Consider the following 15,200-nt stretch of genomic DNA (forward strand, 5'->3'; position numbering starts at 1 on the left):
ACGATGGCGCGGCCGTAAGCGTGGCGCAGCGCCGGGGCGCGGCCTGAGAGCACCAGGGCATCGCAGGCCATCTCCTGGTCGGCGCGGAAGGCGCGGAACGCCCGCCATGCGACCGGGTTGAACCAATGGAGCGCGAGCACGACCAGCGCGATCCAGTTGGCGATCAGGTCACCACGCAGATGGTGCCCGAGTTCGTGAGCGAGCGCGAGGTTGCGCTCGAGCGGATCGTAGCGCTCGTGGAAGTCGCGCGGGAACGCGACGTATTTGCGCCAGATGCCGAAGGCGAGGGGACCGGTGGCCGCGTCGGTCTCGATCACATGCACGCGCCCCTCGGCGACGGTGCGCTCGACCCGCGCGCGGCGCAGCAGCCGGGCGCAGAAGCGGCCATGGGCGATCAGGTGATAGCCGAGAAAGGCGAGCGCGCCTGCCGCCCAGATCGCGAGCAGGATCGGCAACCAGTCGATCGGCGCGGCCTGCGCGACCGGTGCGGCGGCGGTCGCCGCGGCTTGCGGCACCGTGATCGGCTCGACCACATAGTAAGTGATGACCTCGCTCGCCGCCGCGACCGGGGTCTCGGCGCTCGCGCGCCAGCTCTCGGGGAGCGGGGGCAGGGCCAGGCGCAGCACCGGCAGCGCCCACAGCGCATAGGCGATGTTGGGCCCGAAGTGGCGGCTCACCGGCTTGCGGATCGCAAGCACCAGCAGCATCAGCAGCGTCGTCGCGACGAACGTCTCTACAACCCAGGCGATCATTGCTTGATCTCCTTCAGCAGCGCTTCGATTTCGGCGATGTCTTCGTCGGTGAGCGCGTCGCGCTCGGCGAGATGGGCGACCAGCGGCGTCAGCTTGCCGCCGAACAGCCGGTCGATCAGGCGGCGCGATTCGCCCTCGACATAGTCGCCGCGCGCCACCAGCGGGCGATAGAGGTAGCGGCGGCCATCCTCGTCCGCGCCGATGATGTTCTTGGCGAGCAGGCGGCCGAGCAGCGTCTTGACCGTGTTGGCGCTCCAGCCGCGCGCGGGGGCGACGCGGTCGGCGACATCGGTCGCGGTGAGCGGCGATTCGTCCCACAGCACTTCCATCACGGCGTGCTCGGCGTCGCTGATTCGTTCGCTCATCTCACTCCCCTCGACTACGCGTGTAATCGTTTCGACCACATCTGTAGTCAAGTCGCTGAACGCTGTCTGAACGGCATCCGGCGAAAAAGGGGTAGGGAGGTGTCGGGGGTTCTTACAGGTCGTGTTACCCGGAAATTTGGTTAACCATGAAGATGGAGGATTTCTGCGGCTTCCCCATTTTGGCACGCACTCTGCAGATATGCGGGCACACGACTGTTCACAAAGCCGTGTAACGCTTCAGGGGCGGGCAGCATTTACCGGATGCTGCCCGCCCTGCCCGTTTTTGGGGACGTCTAACCACCCGCCTGCGGTGCTGCTGCGAAGGCGGGAGCCTGGAGTCGCAAGCGCCGCGCTTCGCCGTCCTGGGCTCCTGCTTGCGCAGGAGCACGATTTCGCGGCTCATAGCTCACCGGCGCGCCGTCGCGGCGATGCCGCCTGCGCAGGAGCTTCGCGCCATCCTCTTCGAGGCGAACCGCGGCGCGGGCCAGTGCCTTGGGATAGATGTCGCCGAACAGCCGCTCGAAGGTGCGGTGCCAGCCATATTTCTCGACCACCATCGCCCGCGCCCGCGCGCCGATCAGCTCCGGACCCTGGTTCCACAACTTGACGACATTAGCGGCCATCGCGCCGGTATCGTCGACCCGGCCGAGCAGTCCGAACCCCTCGGGTACGCGGTCGGGCATCGCGCCGCTCGCGACGCCGACCACGGGCAGGCCGCACGACTGCGCCTCGAGCACCGAGATGCCGAACGTCTCGTCGGCCATCGCCGAGACATAGATGTCCGAGGAGGCGAGCGCGCGGGCGAGCTCGATCCGGTCCTTCTCGAAGCCGGGAAACGCGATCGGCAGCCCGTTCGCGCGCGCCATCAGCTTCTCGCGCAGCTTGCCGTCGCCCATCAGCACCATCGCCGCGCCGAGATCCCTGGGCAGCTTGCGGAACATCTCGACCAGCTTGTCGGCGCGCTTCTCATTGTCGATGCGCCCGGCATAGATCAGCAGCGGCCCGTCGCCGGGCAGGCCGAGCGAGGCACGATAGGAGGGGTCGCGCTTCGCCGGCGCGAACATCGTCGTGTCGACGCCGAGCGGCATCACGTCGGTGCGCGTGATCGTCTTGCGCGCGAGAATGCGCTGCGCGTCCTCGCTCAGCGTGTAGACGCGGTCGAACTCGCGATAGGTGATCTCGGCATAGCCATAAGCGAGCATGCGCATGAACCGCGCCGCGAGCTTGCCCGCCTTGGCCTCGACCACGCGATGGACGTGCGCATTGGGGAAATCGGTGCGATAGCCTGCGACCAGCGCGGTCTCGGGAAAGTCGCGCCGGTGCTGGATGGCGGTCCAGGGCAGTACCCAGGGGCACAGCGATTCGATGATATCGGGGCGGTAATGCGCGAGCAGGTCGCGCACCGCGTCGGTGCGCAGGATGAAGCGGTAGTTGGGGCTGCCACGCACCGGCTCCGCGCCGACCTCGGCGAAGATGTGGCGGCCGTTGATCGTCACCCGGTCCTCAGGGCCCGGCACGATCTGGAGCAGCTGGTGCGGCGTATGGTCGAGCACATAGTCGCGCTTCTCGCGCAGGTAGGTGCTGATGCCGCCGCCTCCGGCCGGCGAATAGCTCTGCGTCAGGTCGCAGATCGTGAGGGACGCACGATCCCTCGCCGCCGCGCCGAGCGCGGCAGCCAATGGCTGTACGAACATGGTACGCTACCTTTACAAAACCGCGCCTACGCGCGCGGTTGTTACGCGGCTGAAACGCCCTTCTCGCCGAGAAGTTGCGCCAGCTCGCCCGACTCGTACATCTCCATCATGATGTCCGAACCGCCGATGAACTCGCCCTTCACATAGAGTTGCGGAATGGTCGGCCAGTCCGAGAATTCCTTGATCCCCTGGCGCACCGCCTGGTCCTGGAGCACGTCGACGCTCTCGAATTCCACGCCGAGATGGTTGAGGATCGAGACCGCGCGGTTGGAGAAGCCGCACTGCGGAAACAAGGGGGTTCCCTTCATGAACAGCAACACGTCGTTGCTGTCGACGATCTGCTGGATGTGGGCCTGGGTTTCGTCGGTCATGTCACTCGCTCCGGGTCATTCGTTGGTGGCGGGCACGGCGGTGGTGAGCTGGAGCGCGTGGAGCACGCCTCCCATGCGCCCGCCGAGCGCGGCATAGACGGCCTGATGCTGCTTGATCCGGGGTACGCCCCGGAAACTCTCGCTCACCACGCGGGCGGCATAGTGATCGCCGTCGCCGGCCAGGTCGGTGATCTCGACCCGGGCATCGGGGATGCCCTGGCGGATCAGCGCCTCGATCTCCTCCGCCGCCATCGGCATGGCTATTTGGCCTCCATCAGCTGGCGGCGCGCCTCGACCATCTGGTCCTCGAGCGCCTGGCGGACGGCCGCCTCGTCGGTCTCGATCCCGGCGGCGGTGAGGTCGCCGAGCAGCTTGCGGATCACGTCCTCGTCGCCCGCTTCCTCGAACTCCGCTTGCACCACCGCCTTGGCGTAGGCGTCAGTCTCCTCGGGGGTGAGGTTCATCTTCGCCGCCGCCCACTGGCCGAGCAGGCGGTTGCGGCGCGCGACGACGCGGAACGCCATCTCCTCGTCCATCGCAAACTTGGCTTCGAATGCGCGTTCGCGATCGTCGAAGGTCGTCATCCTTACACACCCCTTGATTGTTTCGGGTGGCAGATAGGAGGGGGAAGGGGGCATGGCAACGGGTCGTCGGACAATCGGCGCGCGCGGGGCTTCGCGCGGCGGCGTCATCGGCTATAGCCGGCCGCGACAGCTCAGGGACTTCGCGCATGACCTCATTCCAGCTCGACGGCTTCGATCTCGCGGCGTTCGTCGCGGCCACGCTCGCCGAGGATGTGGGGCAGGGCGACGTTACCTCCGCCGCGGTGATTCCCGCCGGCGCGCTGTTCACCGGCGTGATGGACAGCCGCGACGCGATCGTGGTCGCCGGTCTGCCGATCGCCGCGGCTTTCTTCCGCGCGCTCGATCCGGAAGTCGAGATCGAGCTGCTCGCGGGCGAGGGCGATCGTGTCGCCGCGGGCAGCGACCTGATGCGCCTGCGCGGCAATGCCCGGGCGCTGCTCACCGCCGAGCGCGCGGCGCTCAACACCGTCCAGCACCTTTCCGGAATCGCGACCATGGCGCGATCCTATGTCGACAAGATTACCGGCACGGGCACCACCCTGCTCGACACGCGCAAGACCATCCCCGGCCTGCGTCGGCTGGAGAAATACGCCACGCGCATGGGCGGCGCGCAGAACCACCGCATGGGGCTGTGGGACGCGGCGATGATCAAGGACAACCATGTCGCCGTCGCCGGCTCGGTGGGCGAGGCGGTGCGCCGCGCGGCCGACGCCGGGATCGAGCGGATCATCGTCGAGGTCGACCGCGTCGACCAGATCGAGCCCGCCTTGGCCGCCGGCGCGACGCATCTGCTGCTCGACAACATGGACCCGCCGACCCTGCGCGGCGCGGTGACGCTGGTCGGCGGGCGCGTGCCGACCGAGGCGTCGGGCGGCGTGAGGCTCGACACGATCCGCGCGATCGCGGAGACCGGCGTCACCTATGTCAGCGTCGGTCGGCTCACCCAGTCGGCGCCCGCGGTCGATATCGGGCTGGACTTCGCGCCCGCTTGAGCCTTAGCTGGCCGCAAAGGGGAGAAAATCCATGCGACCGGTTTCGATCGTCCGTTTCGAACAGGCCTATCTGGCCTCGACCGTGCTGTGGCTGGTGAACCTGGCGCTCGGCTGGAAGACGCGGCTCGGCAGCCTCGAGGGCAATCCGGGATTCGCCGGCAACCCGCAGATGGCGGAGCTCGCCCAGACCATGATGATCGGCACCACGGTGTTCATGCTCATCCTGTGGCTGCTGCTGTGGTACTTCACCGCGCGCCGCGCGAGCGAAGTCGCCAAATGGGTCGTGGTCGCGCTGTTCGGCCTGTCGGTGGCCGGCCTGCCGTTCACGCTGATGAGCTATCCCATCGTCGGCATGCTGAGCGTCGCGCTGAGCCTGCTCGCCTTCGCGCTCACTGCCTATGCGGTGTGGATGCTGTTCCGTCCCGATGCGCGCGCCTGGTTCGCGGGCAACGAGCCCGAGGCGGAGGCGAAGCCGTTCGAGTGACGCGCCGCTGAAGCCCGGTCGGGGGCGTCAGCCCTCGATCGTCGCGGTGCCCGGGTGGTGGCGGTCGAGGTGCCGCTTGATCAGCTTGAGGTTGCGCGTGTTCGAGCGGAAAAAGAAGTCCGCCACGTCGCCGACGCCGGGAATCAGCCCGATCAGCCAGTCGAACCCGACATTGCCCGCCATCTTGACCATCGTGCTGCGCGGCATGCCGAGGTTGCGCGCTTCCCAGATCATATAGGCGCCCATCGCCGCGGCGATCACGTCGCCGCCGACCGGGATCAGCCCGACCAGCGCATCGAGCCCGACCGTCTGGCGCGTGCCGGGGATGGTCAGCGTGCGTTCGAGCAACTTCTCCATCGTCTCGATCCGCCGGCGTATTGCAGCCGCGTCGCGGCCGAGCGGCAGCCCGGCATTGGGTCCGTCATCGATCGGGGTCGCCTTGGCCATTCCTATCCTCTCACTGTCCCGCTTCGCGCAGATGCGTGAGCGGGTGCCAGGCGCGGGCGTTGGGCTGCCAGGCGCGCAGGCGGAGCGCGACCAGCGACCAGCGCAGCGGCTGTGCGATCGGAATATAAGCAGCGTCCGCGGTCAGCGCCATGTCGGCGTCCGCGATGCGCTGGGCGCGATCGGTGAGGGTAGGGGCGTCGCGCGCCGCCTCGATCTGCGCCATCAGCGGTTCCGGGCACAGCTGGCAGGCGGTGACGAGGTACCAGCGGCCGCTGTCATAGGGCGCGACTTCGTCGATCAGCCGCAGGTCGGCGTCCTCGTCCTCGCCGACCCAGGTCGGCTGGAGGCCCATGTCCATGAGGTCGCGCGCGATCCGGCTCCACAACAGCGTCGCGCCCGGGCTGCGCGGCATCGCCAGGCGGATCGCGAGCGAGGCGTCGCGATTGGCGGCGTGCCACGCGGCGGTGCGGTTGCGCGCGGTGGCCTTGCGGTTCTCAAGCGGCAGCACCGCCCATTCGGGCACCGCCGGATCGGCGGCGGAATCGAGCCGGGACGGGAGCAAGGTCTCGACCGGCTGCCATTCGCGCCGGAACAAAGCGGTCAGCGCCGCCCGGTCGATCGCCATGGAGATCGCCGCGCGGTTCTCGGGCAGCGCGAGAAAGCCCTTGCGTGACACGATCGCCAGCCCGAACAGCCCGAGCGCCGGATCGGCCCGGATGTTGGTCGGTGCGATGTCGGTCTGCGCGAGCAGCGGCCAGTCACGATAGCTGCCGCCGAGCACCAGGTCCGATTCGCGCTCGGCGAAGCGCAGGATCGCGCGCGCCGCGCGTTCGCCGCGCAGGCGGACATCGTCGGCGGGGTCGGGCTCGACCGTCTCGCCGCCGACCCGCGACGGATCGAAGCCGGGGCGCAGCAGCAGCGGCGTCTGGCCGCGCTCGGCGCGGAACGGTCCGGTACCCGCCAGCGCCGGGCGGCGCAGGATCGCGAGCTCGGGCTGGGCGAACAGCTTGAGCAGGTCGGGCCGGGGGCGTTTCAAGCGCACCTCGACGATGCGCGGGGTCATCTCGACGATCTCGTCGATCACCGCGACGAAGGGGGCGATGGCGATGCGGCTCTTGGGCTCGATCGAGCGCTTGAGGCTCCGCACGACGTCGGCTGCGTCGACCGGAATGCCGTCGGGCCATTCGGCTTCGCGCAGGCGGAAGATGTAGCTGCGGCCGCCGTCGATGACGATCCAGCGCTCGGCCAGCCCCGGCTCGATCCCGCCGCTGCCGTCGAAGCGGACCAGGCCCTGCGCGGTCGCATCGAGCGCCACGCGCGCCGCAAAGTCGAGCTCGCCGCGGGCCGGGTCGGCGAGCTTCGTCTCGCCGCCGATCGCGCTCACCACCACCGCGACATCGTCGGGCCGCCGGTCGCACCCCGCCGCGAACAGCGCGAGCGCGGCGGCCAGGAGCGGGGCGGGGCGGAACATGCCCCCGGTCTATGTGGCCGGGGCGGGGAATCCAACCCCGCCCCAGCATCCTCTCCGATCTTTTCTGTCCCCAATCCTCCCCCGCCAGGGGGAGGTGGCAGCCGCAGGCTGACGGAGGGGGGCGGACACGATGTCAGGGGTAGCGTTTCCTCCCCCTCCGTCGCGCTTCGCGCGCCATCTCCCCCCGGCGGGGGAGGATTTACCTCCAGACGCCCTCAGTTCTTCTCTTTGTCCACCAGCTGGTTCGCCTTGATCCACGGCATCATCGCGCGCAGCTCGGCGCCGGTCTTCTCGATCGGGTGCGCGGCGGCGGTCTTGCGGCTCGCCTTGAGCTCGGGCTGGCCGGCGCGGTTGTCGAGCACGAAGTCCTTGACGAAGCGGCCCGACTGGATGTCGGCAAGCACGCGCTTCATCTCGGCCTTGGTCTCGTGGGTGATGATGCGCGGGCCGGTCTTGATGTCGCCATATTCGGCGGTGTTCGAGATCGAGTAGCGCATGTTGGCGATGCCGCCTTCATAGAGCAGGTCGACGATCAGCTTGGTCTCGTGAAGGCACTCGAAATAGGCCATCTCCGGCGCATAGCCCGCCTCGACCAGCGTCTCGAACCCGGCCTGGATCAGGTGGGTGATGCCGCCGCACAGCACGGCCTGCTCGCCGAACAGGTCGGTCTCGCATTCCTCGCGGAAATTGGTCTCGATGATGCCCGAGCGGCCCCCGCCGACGCCCGAGGCATAGGCCAGCGCGACGTCATGCGCGTTGCCCGAGGCGTCCTGGTGGATCGCGATCAGGCAGGGCACGCCGCCGCCGCGGACATATTCGCTGCGCACGGTGTGGCCCGGACCCTTCGGCGCGATCATGATCACGTCGATGTCCGCGGGCGGCTCGATCAGGCCGAAATGGACGTTGAGGCCGTGCGCGAAGGCGATCGCCGCGCCGGGCTTCATATGGCCCTTGATGTCGTTGTCCCAGATCGCGGCCTGATGCTCGTCGGGGGCGAGGATCATCAGGATGTCGGCCCATTGCGCGGCCTCGGTGGTCGACATCACCTTGAACCCGGCAGCCTCGGCCTTCTTCGCCGTCGCCGAGCCGGCGCGCAGCGCGACCGCGACTTCCTTGACGCCGCTGTCGCGCAGGTTCTGCGCGTGCGCATGGCCCTGCGAACCGTAGCCGACGATGGCGATCTTCTTGCCGGTGATCAGGTTCAGGTCGGCATCACGATCGTAATAGACACGCATTTCAATGATTTCCCTTCATAGGCTTGGCGTGCTCCTGCGAAAGCAGGAGCCCAGAGTCTCGGGCGCTTCGCTTGCCGCCCTAGGCTCCTGCGTTCGCAGGAGCACGGTAGAAAAAATTCAGGCCGCCTCTTTCCCTCGCGAGATCGCGACGATGCCGGTCCGCGCGACCTCGATCAGCCCGACCTCGCCCATCAGCTCGATGAACTTGTCGATCTTCTCGGTGCTGCCCGTCACCTCGAACACGAAGCTCGCGGTCGTCGCGTCGACCACCCTGGCGCGATAGACGTCGGCGAGCCGCAGCGCCTCGATCCGGTGATCGCCGGTGCCGGCGACCTTGACCAGCGCCAGTTCGCGCTCGACATGCTCGCCCTCGGCGGTGAGGTCGTGGACCTTGTGCACCGGCACCAGCCGGTCGAGCTGCGCCACGATCTGCTCGAGCACATGCGCGCTGGCCGAGGTGACGATCGTGATCCGGCTCACCGCCTTGTCGGAGGTGATCTCGGACACGGTCAGGCTCTCGATGTTGTAGCCGCGCGCGGTGAACAGGCCGGCGATCCGGGCGAGGATGCCCGGCTCGTTGTCGACGATCACGGCAAGCGTATGCCGCTCGGCTTTCTCTTCCTTGATGTGCATGGGTTCAGACCAGCGCCTTGGCTTCGTCGTCCATTTCGCCGGAGACTTCGGCGGCCTGGAGCAGCATTTCGGTATGGGCGGCGCCCGACGGGATCATCGGGAAGCAGTTGGCGAGCTTGGCCACCCGGCAATCGACGATCACCGGCCCGTCATGCGCCAGCATCGCGGCGATGCCGTCGTCGAGCTGGTCGAGCCCCTCGATCCGGATGCCCTTCCAGCCATAGGCTTCGCCCAGCTTCACAAAGTCCGGCAAGGCGTCGCTGTAACTCTCGGAATAGCGGCTGGAATAGGTCAGCTCCTGCCACTGGCGCACCATCCCCATATATTCGTTGTTGAGGATGAAGATCTTGACCGGCAAGCGATACTGGGTCGCCGTCGCCAGCTCCTGAATGTTCATCTGGATCGACGCCTCGCCGGCGATGTCGATCACCAGCGCCCCCGGATTGCCGAGCTGCGCGCCGATCGCCGCGGGCAGGCCATAGCCCATCGTGCCGAGCCCGCCGCTCGTCAGCCACTTGTTGGGCGCCTCGAAGTGGAAGTGCTGCGCCGCCCACATCTGGTGCTGGCCGACTTCGGTGGTGATGATCGGCGCCTGGTCGCGCGTCGCTTCCCACAGCGCGCGGATCGCCCGCTGCGGCATGATCTCGTTCGTATCCTCGGGGAAGTCGAGGCAGCGCACAGCGCGCCAGCCCTCGATCCGGCTCCACCATTCGCCGAGGTCGGGCCTGGGATGCTCGCGCGTCTTCCAGATGCGGATCATGTCCTCGAGCGCGTGGCCGACATCGGCGACGATCGGCAGGTCGACGCGCACCGTCTTGTTCATCGACGAACGGTCGATATCGATATGGATCTTCCGCGCATGCGGGGCGAAGGCGTCGAGCCGCCCGGTCACGCGATCGTCGAAGCGAGCGCCCAGCGCGATGATCAGGTCGGCCTGGTTCATCGCGTAATTGGCTTCGTAGGTGCCATGCATGCCGAGCATGCCGAGCCACTGATCCGACGAGGCCGGGAAGGCGCCGAGGCCCATCAACGTCGAGGTGACGGGCGCGCCGGTCAGCGCCGCCAGCTCGCGCAGCAGTTCCGCCGCGTGCGGGCCCGCGTTGATCACGCCGCCGCCGGTGTAGAAGATCGGCCGCTCCGCCGCCGCCAGCATCTCGACCGCGCTCTCGATCAGTGCCTTGTCGGCCTTCACCTGCGGGCGATAGGTCTTGTGCTGGATCGGACCCGGCTTGGCATAGCGTGCCGTCGCGATCTGGACGTCCTTGGGGATGTCGATCACCACCGGGCCCGGGCGGCCCGAAGTGGCGATATGGAAGGCCTCATGGACCACGGTGCCCAGTTGCGCGGGATCCTTCACCAGATAGTTGTGCTTGGTGCAGTGGCGCGTGATGCCGACCGTGTCGGCTTCCTGGAACGCGTCCGAACCGATCAGGTGCGACGGCACCTGGCCGGTGATGACGACCATCGGGATCGAATCCATCAACGCATCGGTGATGCCGGTGACGGCATTGGTCGCGCCGGGGCCGGAGGTGACGAGCACCACGCCGGGCTTGCCGGTGGCGCGGGCATAGCCCTCCGCCGCATGTGTCGCCGCCTGCTCGTGGCGGACGAGGATGTGGCGGATCTTCTGCTGCTGGAAGATCGCGTCGTAGATCGGGAGCACCGCGCCGCCGGGATAGCCGAACACGACCTCCACACCGAGGTCGGTCAGCGCCTCGATCAGGATGTCTGCTCCGCTCTTCTCGGTCACTGCGTGTCTCCCATGAATTTGCCGCACTGCAATAGCAGCACGGGAAGGGCGCTGCTATGCGTATGAAAACTACGTGTCAAGCGTAAAGATTATAAGAATCGTGCGAAATGTGCCTTCTGTTTGGAAATATCTGTCGATCCAGTGCGGGGCCAATCGGCCGGTGGCTGGTGCCGCAGCCAGGTGTACTGACGCTTGGCATATTGCCGCGTCGCTGCCTGCGCGCGTTCCAGCGCTTCGGCCCGGGTGAGCGAACCCTCTAGAAACGCGGCGATTTCCGCGACCCCGATGGCCCGGCGCACCGGCGCGTTGGCGGGGATGTCGTCGCGGGCGAGCAGGGCGCGCACCTCGTCGATCGCCCCTTCGCCGAACATCGCGACCAGCCGCCGGTCGCACCGCTCGGCCAGCCACGCACGGTCGGGCAGCAGGATGAGCGGGGCGAGGTCGATCGCGTCGCCGATCCCGCCGACGCGCTCGGCCTGCCAGGCGGCGAGGGTGCGTCCGGTCGAACGCACCACCTCGAGCGCGCGGGCGACGCGGGTAGTGTCGGCCGGGTTGAGACGAGCCGAAGCCTCGGGGTCGACCTCACCGAGCAGCCGATGGGTTTCCGAGACGGGCAGGGCGCGCACCTCCGCACGGATCGCCGGATCGATCTCCGGCACGGGCGCGATCCCCTCGAGCAACGTGCGGATATACATGCCGGTCCCGCCCGCGAGCACCGGCAGGCTGCCATGCTCGTGCGCCGCTGCGATCTCCGCCTTGGCTTCCTCCGCCCAGCGCGCGGCGGAATAATCCTCGGTCCCTGCGACATGGCCGAACAGCCGGTGCGGTACCCGCGCCTCGTCCTTGGCGGAAGGCCGCGCGCTCAGCACGCGCAGCTCGGCATACACCTGTGCCGAATCCGCGTTGATCACCCTGCCGCCGGTGCGCTCGGCGAGTTCGATCGCCAATGCGGACTTGCCGCTGGCGGTCGGCCCTGCAATGAGCGCCACCCTTGGCTTACGGGAGTGTGGCATGTTCATCGCGACGCTGATAGCAGCGGACTGGCTTGAAGCGGGCGATATTTCCTCCGCGCACGAAAAGCTGCGCGATGCCGGCTGCGCCCCGGGCGAAATCCGCATCCTGGAGGCGGACAAGGCGGCGGATGTCGCCTTTGCGCAGAACCCGGACCAGGCGCGCGCCGCGCTGGAGGGCGCGTTCGGCCGCGTCGACATCGTCGTCCAGCCGGAGCAGAACCGCCGCAAGCGTCTGCTCGTCGCCGACATGGACTCCACCATGATCACCGTCGAGTGCATCGACGAGCTCGCCGACTATGCCGGGATCAAGCCGCAGATCGCCGAGGTCACCGAAGCCGCGATGCGCGGCGAGCTCGATTTCGCCGCAGCGCTCGACGCGCGCGTCGCGCTGCTCAAGGGGCTTGGCGCCGACGCGATCGACCGCTGCCTCGCCGAGCGGGTCCAGCTGATGCCCGGCGCACGCACGCTGGTGCAGACGATGAAGGCGCAGGGCGCGACCACGATCCTCGTCTCGGGCGGCTTCACCCGCTTCGCTGAGCCGGTGGGCGAGCAGATTGGATTCGACCGCGTGATCGCCAACGAGTTGCTGATCGACGCCGCTGCGCTCACCGGCATGGTGACCAAGCCGATCGTCGATTCCGCGACCAAGGAAACCACGCTGCTGAACGCGATGGCCGAGCTCGGCCTCGATGCGAGCGCGACGATGGCGGTAGGTGACGGCGCCAACGACCTGGCGATGATCAAGCAGGCGGGTCTCGGCGTCGCCTATCACGCCAAGCCGATCGTCGCCGCCGCGGCGGGCGCGCGGATCGACCATGGCGACCTCACGGCCTTGCTCTACGCCCAGGGCATCCCGCGTGCCGAATGGGCCGACTAGAATAAGCGCTCCTGCTTGTGCAGAGCACGGACGATAGTGAGGCGGACGATCAGTTCCGCACCGGCACGCACGGGCTCACGCCGCGGCATGCGCCGCTCGCCTCGCCGCTGGACGCGAACGGGCCGACCAGCACGCGCGTGAGCTTGCCCGACTTCACGTAATAGACCTGCCGCCCCGGGAAGCGCCCGCCGACCTGCGACCACAATTTCCGCGCATTGCCAGGATCACCGAACGCGCCGAGCTGGAGCCGCCAGCCGCCGTCGCGCACCGGCGCGGGCTGCGCGACAACCGGCTTGGGCTGGACGGGGCGGGGAGTCTGGCGCGGCGCCGGCCGCACCACCGGCGGCGCGGGCCGCGTGTCGGCGGGCTCGCCATCCCGATCGCCGGGGATCGGCCGCGGATGGGCGGTCGAAGGCGGGACCTCGGTGCGCTTGATCGAGCCACCGCCCGGCCGCGTCCCCGAGGGCGGCGTCGCCGCGGCGACCTGCGGCCGGCTCGCGTCGCGCTCGTACTGGCGTGCGAGCTCGAGGCCCTTCTGGCGGTCCTGGAGCGAGATATAGCGGTCCATCTGCGCCTGCGCACTCGATGCCTGCGCCAGCCCGCTCGCCGACGCGCGCACCGTCAGCGCATAGGCGCGGATCCAGTCCTTCTCCACGCCGTCGCCGTTGAAGTACATCGTGCCGAGCACGTACTGCGAGCGCGGCTCCCCGCGCGAAGCGGCGCGCTGCAGCCACTCGGCCGCCTGCATCCGCTTGTTGTTCTCGAACAGGGTGAGGCCGTAATTCTCCTCGGCCTGAGGATGCCCCTGCAGCGCGGCCTTGCGGTACCATTCCTCGGCCTGGGCGAGATCGGTCGGCACGCCGCGGCCGAGCTTGTAGGCCTGGCCCATGTTGAACTGCGCATCGGCATCGCCCGCCACCGCGGGTCCGCGCCATTCGGCGATCGCCTTCTTGTAGTCGCCACGCTGCCAGGCATCGACCCCGGCCTTGACGTCCGCCAGCGCGGGCGCAGCTGGAAGCGCCGCCGCCGCGAGCAGCATCGCCCATGAAATCTTACGCATACCACCAGTCCCCCGGTCGCTCGGCATTGCTTGGATAATGCCAGTTAACCATCCTCTGGCCAAGAAATGCTTGAGCTACGGTTAAGCACGCAACGGACCGTGACGCGTTTCGTCGCCGCGCCATTAACCGCTTCTTAGCTTCCCACTGGCATCCCAGCGTCGGGCAACCGGGATTTCAGAGGGGTAGATGCGCGTACTCGCGATGGCATCACAAAAGGGTGGTTCGGGCAAGACCACGCTGAGCGGGCACCTGGCGGTGCAGGCGCAGCGTGCGGGTCATGGTCCCGTCGTCCTCATCGACATCGATCCGCAGGGGTCGCTTTCGGACTGGTGGAACGAGCGCGAGACGGATTTCCCCGCCTTCGCCCAGACCACGGTCGCGCGGCTCGCGGCGGACCTCGAGGTCCTTCGCCAGCAGGGCTTCCGCCTCGCCGTGATCGACACGCCCCCCGCCATTACCATGGCGATCCAGAGCGTGATCCAGGTCGCCGAGCTGATCGTCATCCCGACGCGCCCCTCGCCGCACGATCTGCGTGCGGTCGGCGCCACGGTCGACCTGTGCGATCGCGCCGGCAAGCCGCTGCTGTTCGTCGTCAATGCGGCGACGCCCAAGGCGAAGATCACCAGCGAAGCCGCCGTCGCGCTGTCGCAGCACGGCACGGTCGCGCCGGTGACGCTGCATCAGCGCACCGATTTCGCATCGTCGATGATCGACGGCCGCACCGTCATGGAGATCGACCCCAACGGCAAGTCCTCGCTCGAGGTCACCGCCTTGTGGTCCTACATCAACGACCGGCTCGAGAAGAATTTCCGCCGTACCGTGTTCACCGCGCCCGCCACGACTCATGTCGCGTTCGCCGGGCGTCCGCAGGGTGGCTTCGGCCGCCGGGTGGTGAGCTGATGTTCGGCTCCGCCAAGCCCGCCGCCTCGCTTTCCTCGGGGCTGCTCGCGCGCAAGGGCCAGGCGCGCCCGGCGATGCGCCCGCAGGGGTTCGTCGGCCTCGATCCGGGCACCTCGCTCGACGATCTCGGCTGGAACGACATGGGGCATGAGGGGTTCGCCCAGGCGCCCGCTACCGGCCCGGTGCCGCCGGTCCTGGCCCAGCGCCAGGTCCTCGCCGAGGAATTCACGCCCGCACCGCAGCCGGTTGCTCAGCCTGGGCCCGCGCCCGAGCCGGTCTTCGAGGCCGTGCACGCGCCGGAGCCGGCCGGGGAGCCCGCGCCGCGCCCCGTCTCGACCGCCACCGCCGCCCGTATCGGGCGCGAGGTCGCGGCCAAGAAGGGCAAGGCCGCCTTCACGCTGCGGCTCGACACCGATCGTCATCTCAAGCTGCGCCTCGCCTCGGCGCTGTCCGGCCGCTCGGCGCAGCTGCTCGTCACCGAGGCGCTGGACGCGTTTCTCGAAACTCTGCCCGAAGTCGGGGCGCTGGCTGGCCAGCTCCCGGCGGGCAAGGCTCGCTGATCAGGGGAATT

Annotated in this window: 18 protein-coding genes; 5 read left to right on the forward strand and 13 right to left on the reverse strand. The window is 68.4% G+C overall.

What is annotated here, in order from left to right:
• The 6 genes from ABDV68_RS07320 to ABDV68_RS07345 form a co-directional block, all read right to left on the reverse strand.
• A partial coding sequence (locus ABDV68_RS07320) for a M56 family metallopeptidase (RefSeq protein WP_343519119.1) occupies positions 1-752 on the reverse strand: 752 nt, incomplete at its 3' end.
• A complete protein-coding gene (locus ABDV68_RS07325) occupies positions 749-1,117 on the reverse strand; it encodes a BlaI/MecI/CopY family transcriptional regulator (RefSeq protein ID WP_343519120.1) in 369 nt (122 codons plus the stop codon). The genes ABDV68_RS07320 and ABDV68_RS07325, both read right to left, overlap by 4 nt.
• A 293-nt stretch (positions 1,118-1,410) precedes the next feature.
• Positions 1,411-2,811 (reverse strand): glycosyltransferase, encoded by a 1,401-nt coding sequence (locus ABDV68_RS07330; protein WP_343519121.1) that lies wholly within the window; start codon positions 2,809-2,811, stop codon positions 1,411-1,413.
• Between the two features lie 41 nt (positions 2,812-2,852).
• On the reverse strand, positions 2,853-3,182 hold the full coding sequence (gene grxD / locus ABDV68_RS07335) for a Grx4 family monothiol glutaredoxin (protein ID WP_343519122.1): 330 nt from the start codon (positions 3,180-3,182) through the stop codon (positions 2,853-2,855).
• A gap of 15 nt (positions 3,183-3,197) precedes the next feature.
• Positions 3,198-3,440, reverse strand: coding sequence for a BolA family transcriptional regulator (locus ABDV68_RS07340; protein WP_343519123.1), 243 nt, complete (start codon positions 3,438-3,440; stop codon positions 3,198-3,200).
• A gap of 2 nt (positions 3,441-3,442) precedes the next feature.
• Entirely contained in the window at positions 3,443-3,766 is a 324-nt protein-coding gene (locus tag ABDV68_RS07345) for a DUF1476 domain-containing protein (protein ID WP_343519124.1), read from the reverse strand.
• A gap of 146 nt (positions 3,767-3,912) precedes the next feature.
• On the opposite strand from ABDV68_RS07345, the gene nadC reads away from it, so the two are divergent.
• Both nadC and ABDV68_RS07355 read left to right on the forward strand, forming a co-directional pair.
• On the forward strand, positions 3,913-4,758 hold the full coding sequence (gene nadC / locus ABDV68_RS07350; protein ID WP_343519125.1) for a carboxylating nicotinate-nucleotide diphosphorylase: 846 nt from the start codon (positions 3,913-3,915) through the stop codon (positions 4,756-4,758).
• Positions 4,759-4,789: 31 nt separating this feature from the next.
• Positions 4,790-5,242: a hypothetical protein gene (locus ABDV68_RS07355; RefSeq protein ID WP_343519126.1), complete on the forward strand. Its 453-nt coding sequence runs from the start codon at positions 4,790-4,792 to the stop codon at positions 5,240-5,242.
• A gap of 27 nt (positions 5,243-5,269) precedes the next feature.
• Here the strand turns inward: ABDV68_RS07355 and ABDV68_RS07360 are convergent, their stop codons facing one another.
• From ABDV68_RS07360 to miaA, 6 genes are all read right to left on the reverse strand, one after another.
• The gene (locus ABDV68_RS07360; protein ID WP_343519127.1) at positions 5,270-5,689 is read right to left on the reverse strand and encodes a DUF4112 domain-containing protein; all 420 of its coding nucleotides are present in this window, start codon (positions 5,687-5,689) and stop codon (positions 5,270-5,272) included.
• A 10-nt stretch (positions 5,690-5,699) separates the two neighbouring features.
• A complete protein-coding gene (locus ABDV68_RS07365; RefSeq protein ID WP_343519128.1) occupies positions 5,700-7,160 on the reverse strand; it encodes an ABC transporter substrate-binding protein in 1,461 nt (486 codons plus the stop codon).
• A 215-nt stretch (positions 7,161-7,375) separates the two neighbouring features.
• Positions 7,376-8,395: a ketol-acid reductoisomerase gene (ilvC, locus tag ABDV68_RS07370; protein WP_343519130.1), complete on the reverse strand. Its 1,020-nt coding sequence runs from the start codon at positions 8,393-8,395 to the stop codon at positions 7,376-7,378.
• 117 nt (positions 8,396-8,512) lie between these two features.
• On the reverse strand, positions 8,513-9,028 hold the full coding sequence (ilvN, locus tag ABDV68_RS07375; protein WP_343519132.1) for an acetolactate synthase small subunit: 516 nt from the start codon (positions 9,026-9,028) through the stop codon (positions 8,513-8,515).
• A gap of 4 nt (positions 9,029-9,032) precedes the next feature.
• Positions 9,033-10,778, reverse strand: coding sequence for an acetolactate synthase 3 large subunit (locus tag ABDV68_RS07380; RefSeq protein ID WP_343519134.1), 1,746 nt, complete (start codon positions 10,776-10,778; stop codon positions 9,033-9,035).
• An 89-nt stretch (positions 10,779-10,867) separates the two neighbouring features.
• Positions 10,868-11,797, reverse strand: a complete 930-nt coding sequence (miaA, locus tag ABDV68_RS07385; RefSeq protein WP_343519135.1) for a tRNA (adenosine(37)-N6)-dimethylallyltransferase MiaA — start codon at positions 11,795-11,797, stop codon at positions 10,868-10,870.
• On the opposite strand from miaA, the gene serB reads away from it, so the two are divergent.
• Positions 11,790-12,668, forward strand: coding sequence for a phosphoserine phosphatase SerB (gene serB / locus ABDV68_RS07390; RefSeq protein WP_343519136.1), 879 nt, complete (start codon positions 11,790-11,792; stop codon positions 12,666-12,668). The genes miaA and serB overlap by 8 nt on opposite strands.
• Before the next feature lie 49 nt (positions 12,669-12,717).
• Here serB and ABDV68_RS07395 read toward each other — a convergent pair whose 3' ends face one another.
• Complete coding sequence (locus ABDV68_RS07395) at positions 12,718-13,728, reverse strand: SPOR domain-containing protein (RefSeq protein WP_343519138.1); 1,011 nt, start codon at positions 13,726-13,728, stop codon at positions 12,718-12,720.
• Positions 13,729-13,915: 187 nt separating this feature from the next.
• Here ABDV68_RS07395 and ABDV68_RS07400 point away from each other — a divergent pair, with 187 nt between their 5' ends.
• Positions 13,916-14,629 carry a ParA family protein gene (locus ABDV68_RS07400; protein WP_343519139.1) on the forward strand — a complete coding sequence of 238 codons (714 nt, stop codon included), beginning with the start codon at positions 13,916-13,918 and terminating at the stop codon, positions 14,627-14,629.
• The gene (locus ABDV68_RS07405; protein ID WP_343519141.1) at positions 14,629-15,189 is read left to right on the forward strand and encodes a hypothetical protein; all 561 of its coding nucleotides are present in this window, start codon (positions 14,629-14,631) and stop codon (positions 15,187-15,189) included. Before ABDV68_RS07400 ends, ABDV68_RS07405 begins: the two co-directional genes overlap by 1 nt.
• Positions 15,190-15,200: the final 11 nt, after the last annotated feature.

Origin of the sequence: Sphingomonas sp. (assembly GCF_039595165.1) — a bacterium.
In the GTDB taxonomy this organism is placed as follows: Bacteria; Pseudomonadota; Alphaproteobacteria; order Sphingomonadales; family Sphingomonadaceae; genus Sphingomonas.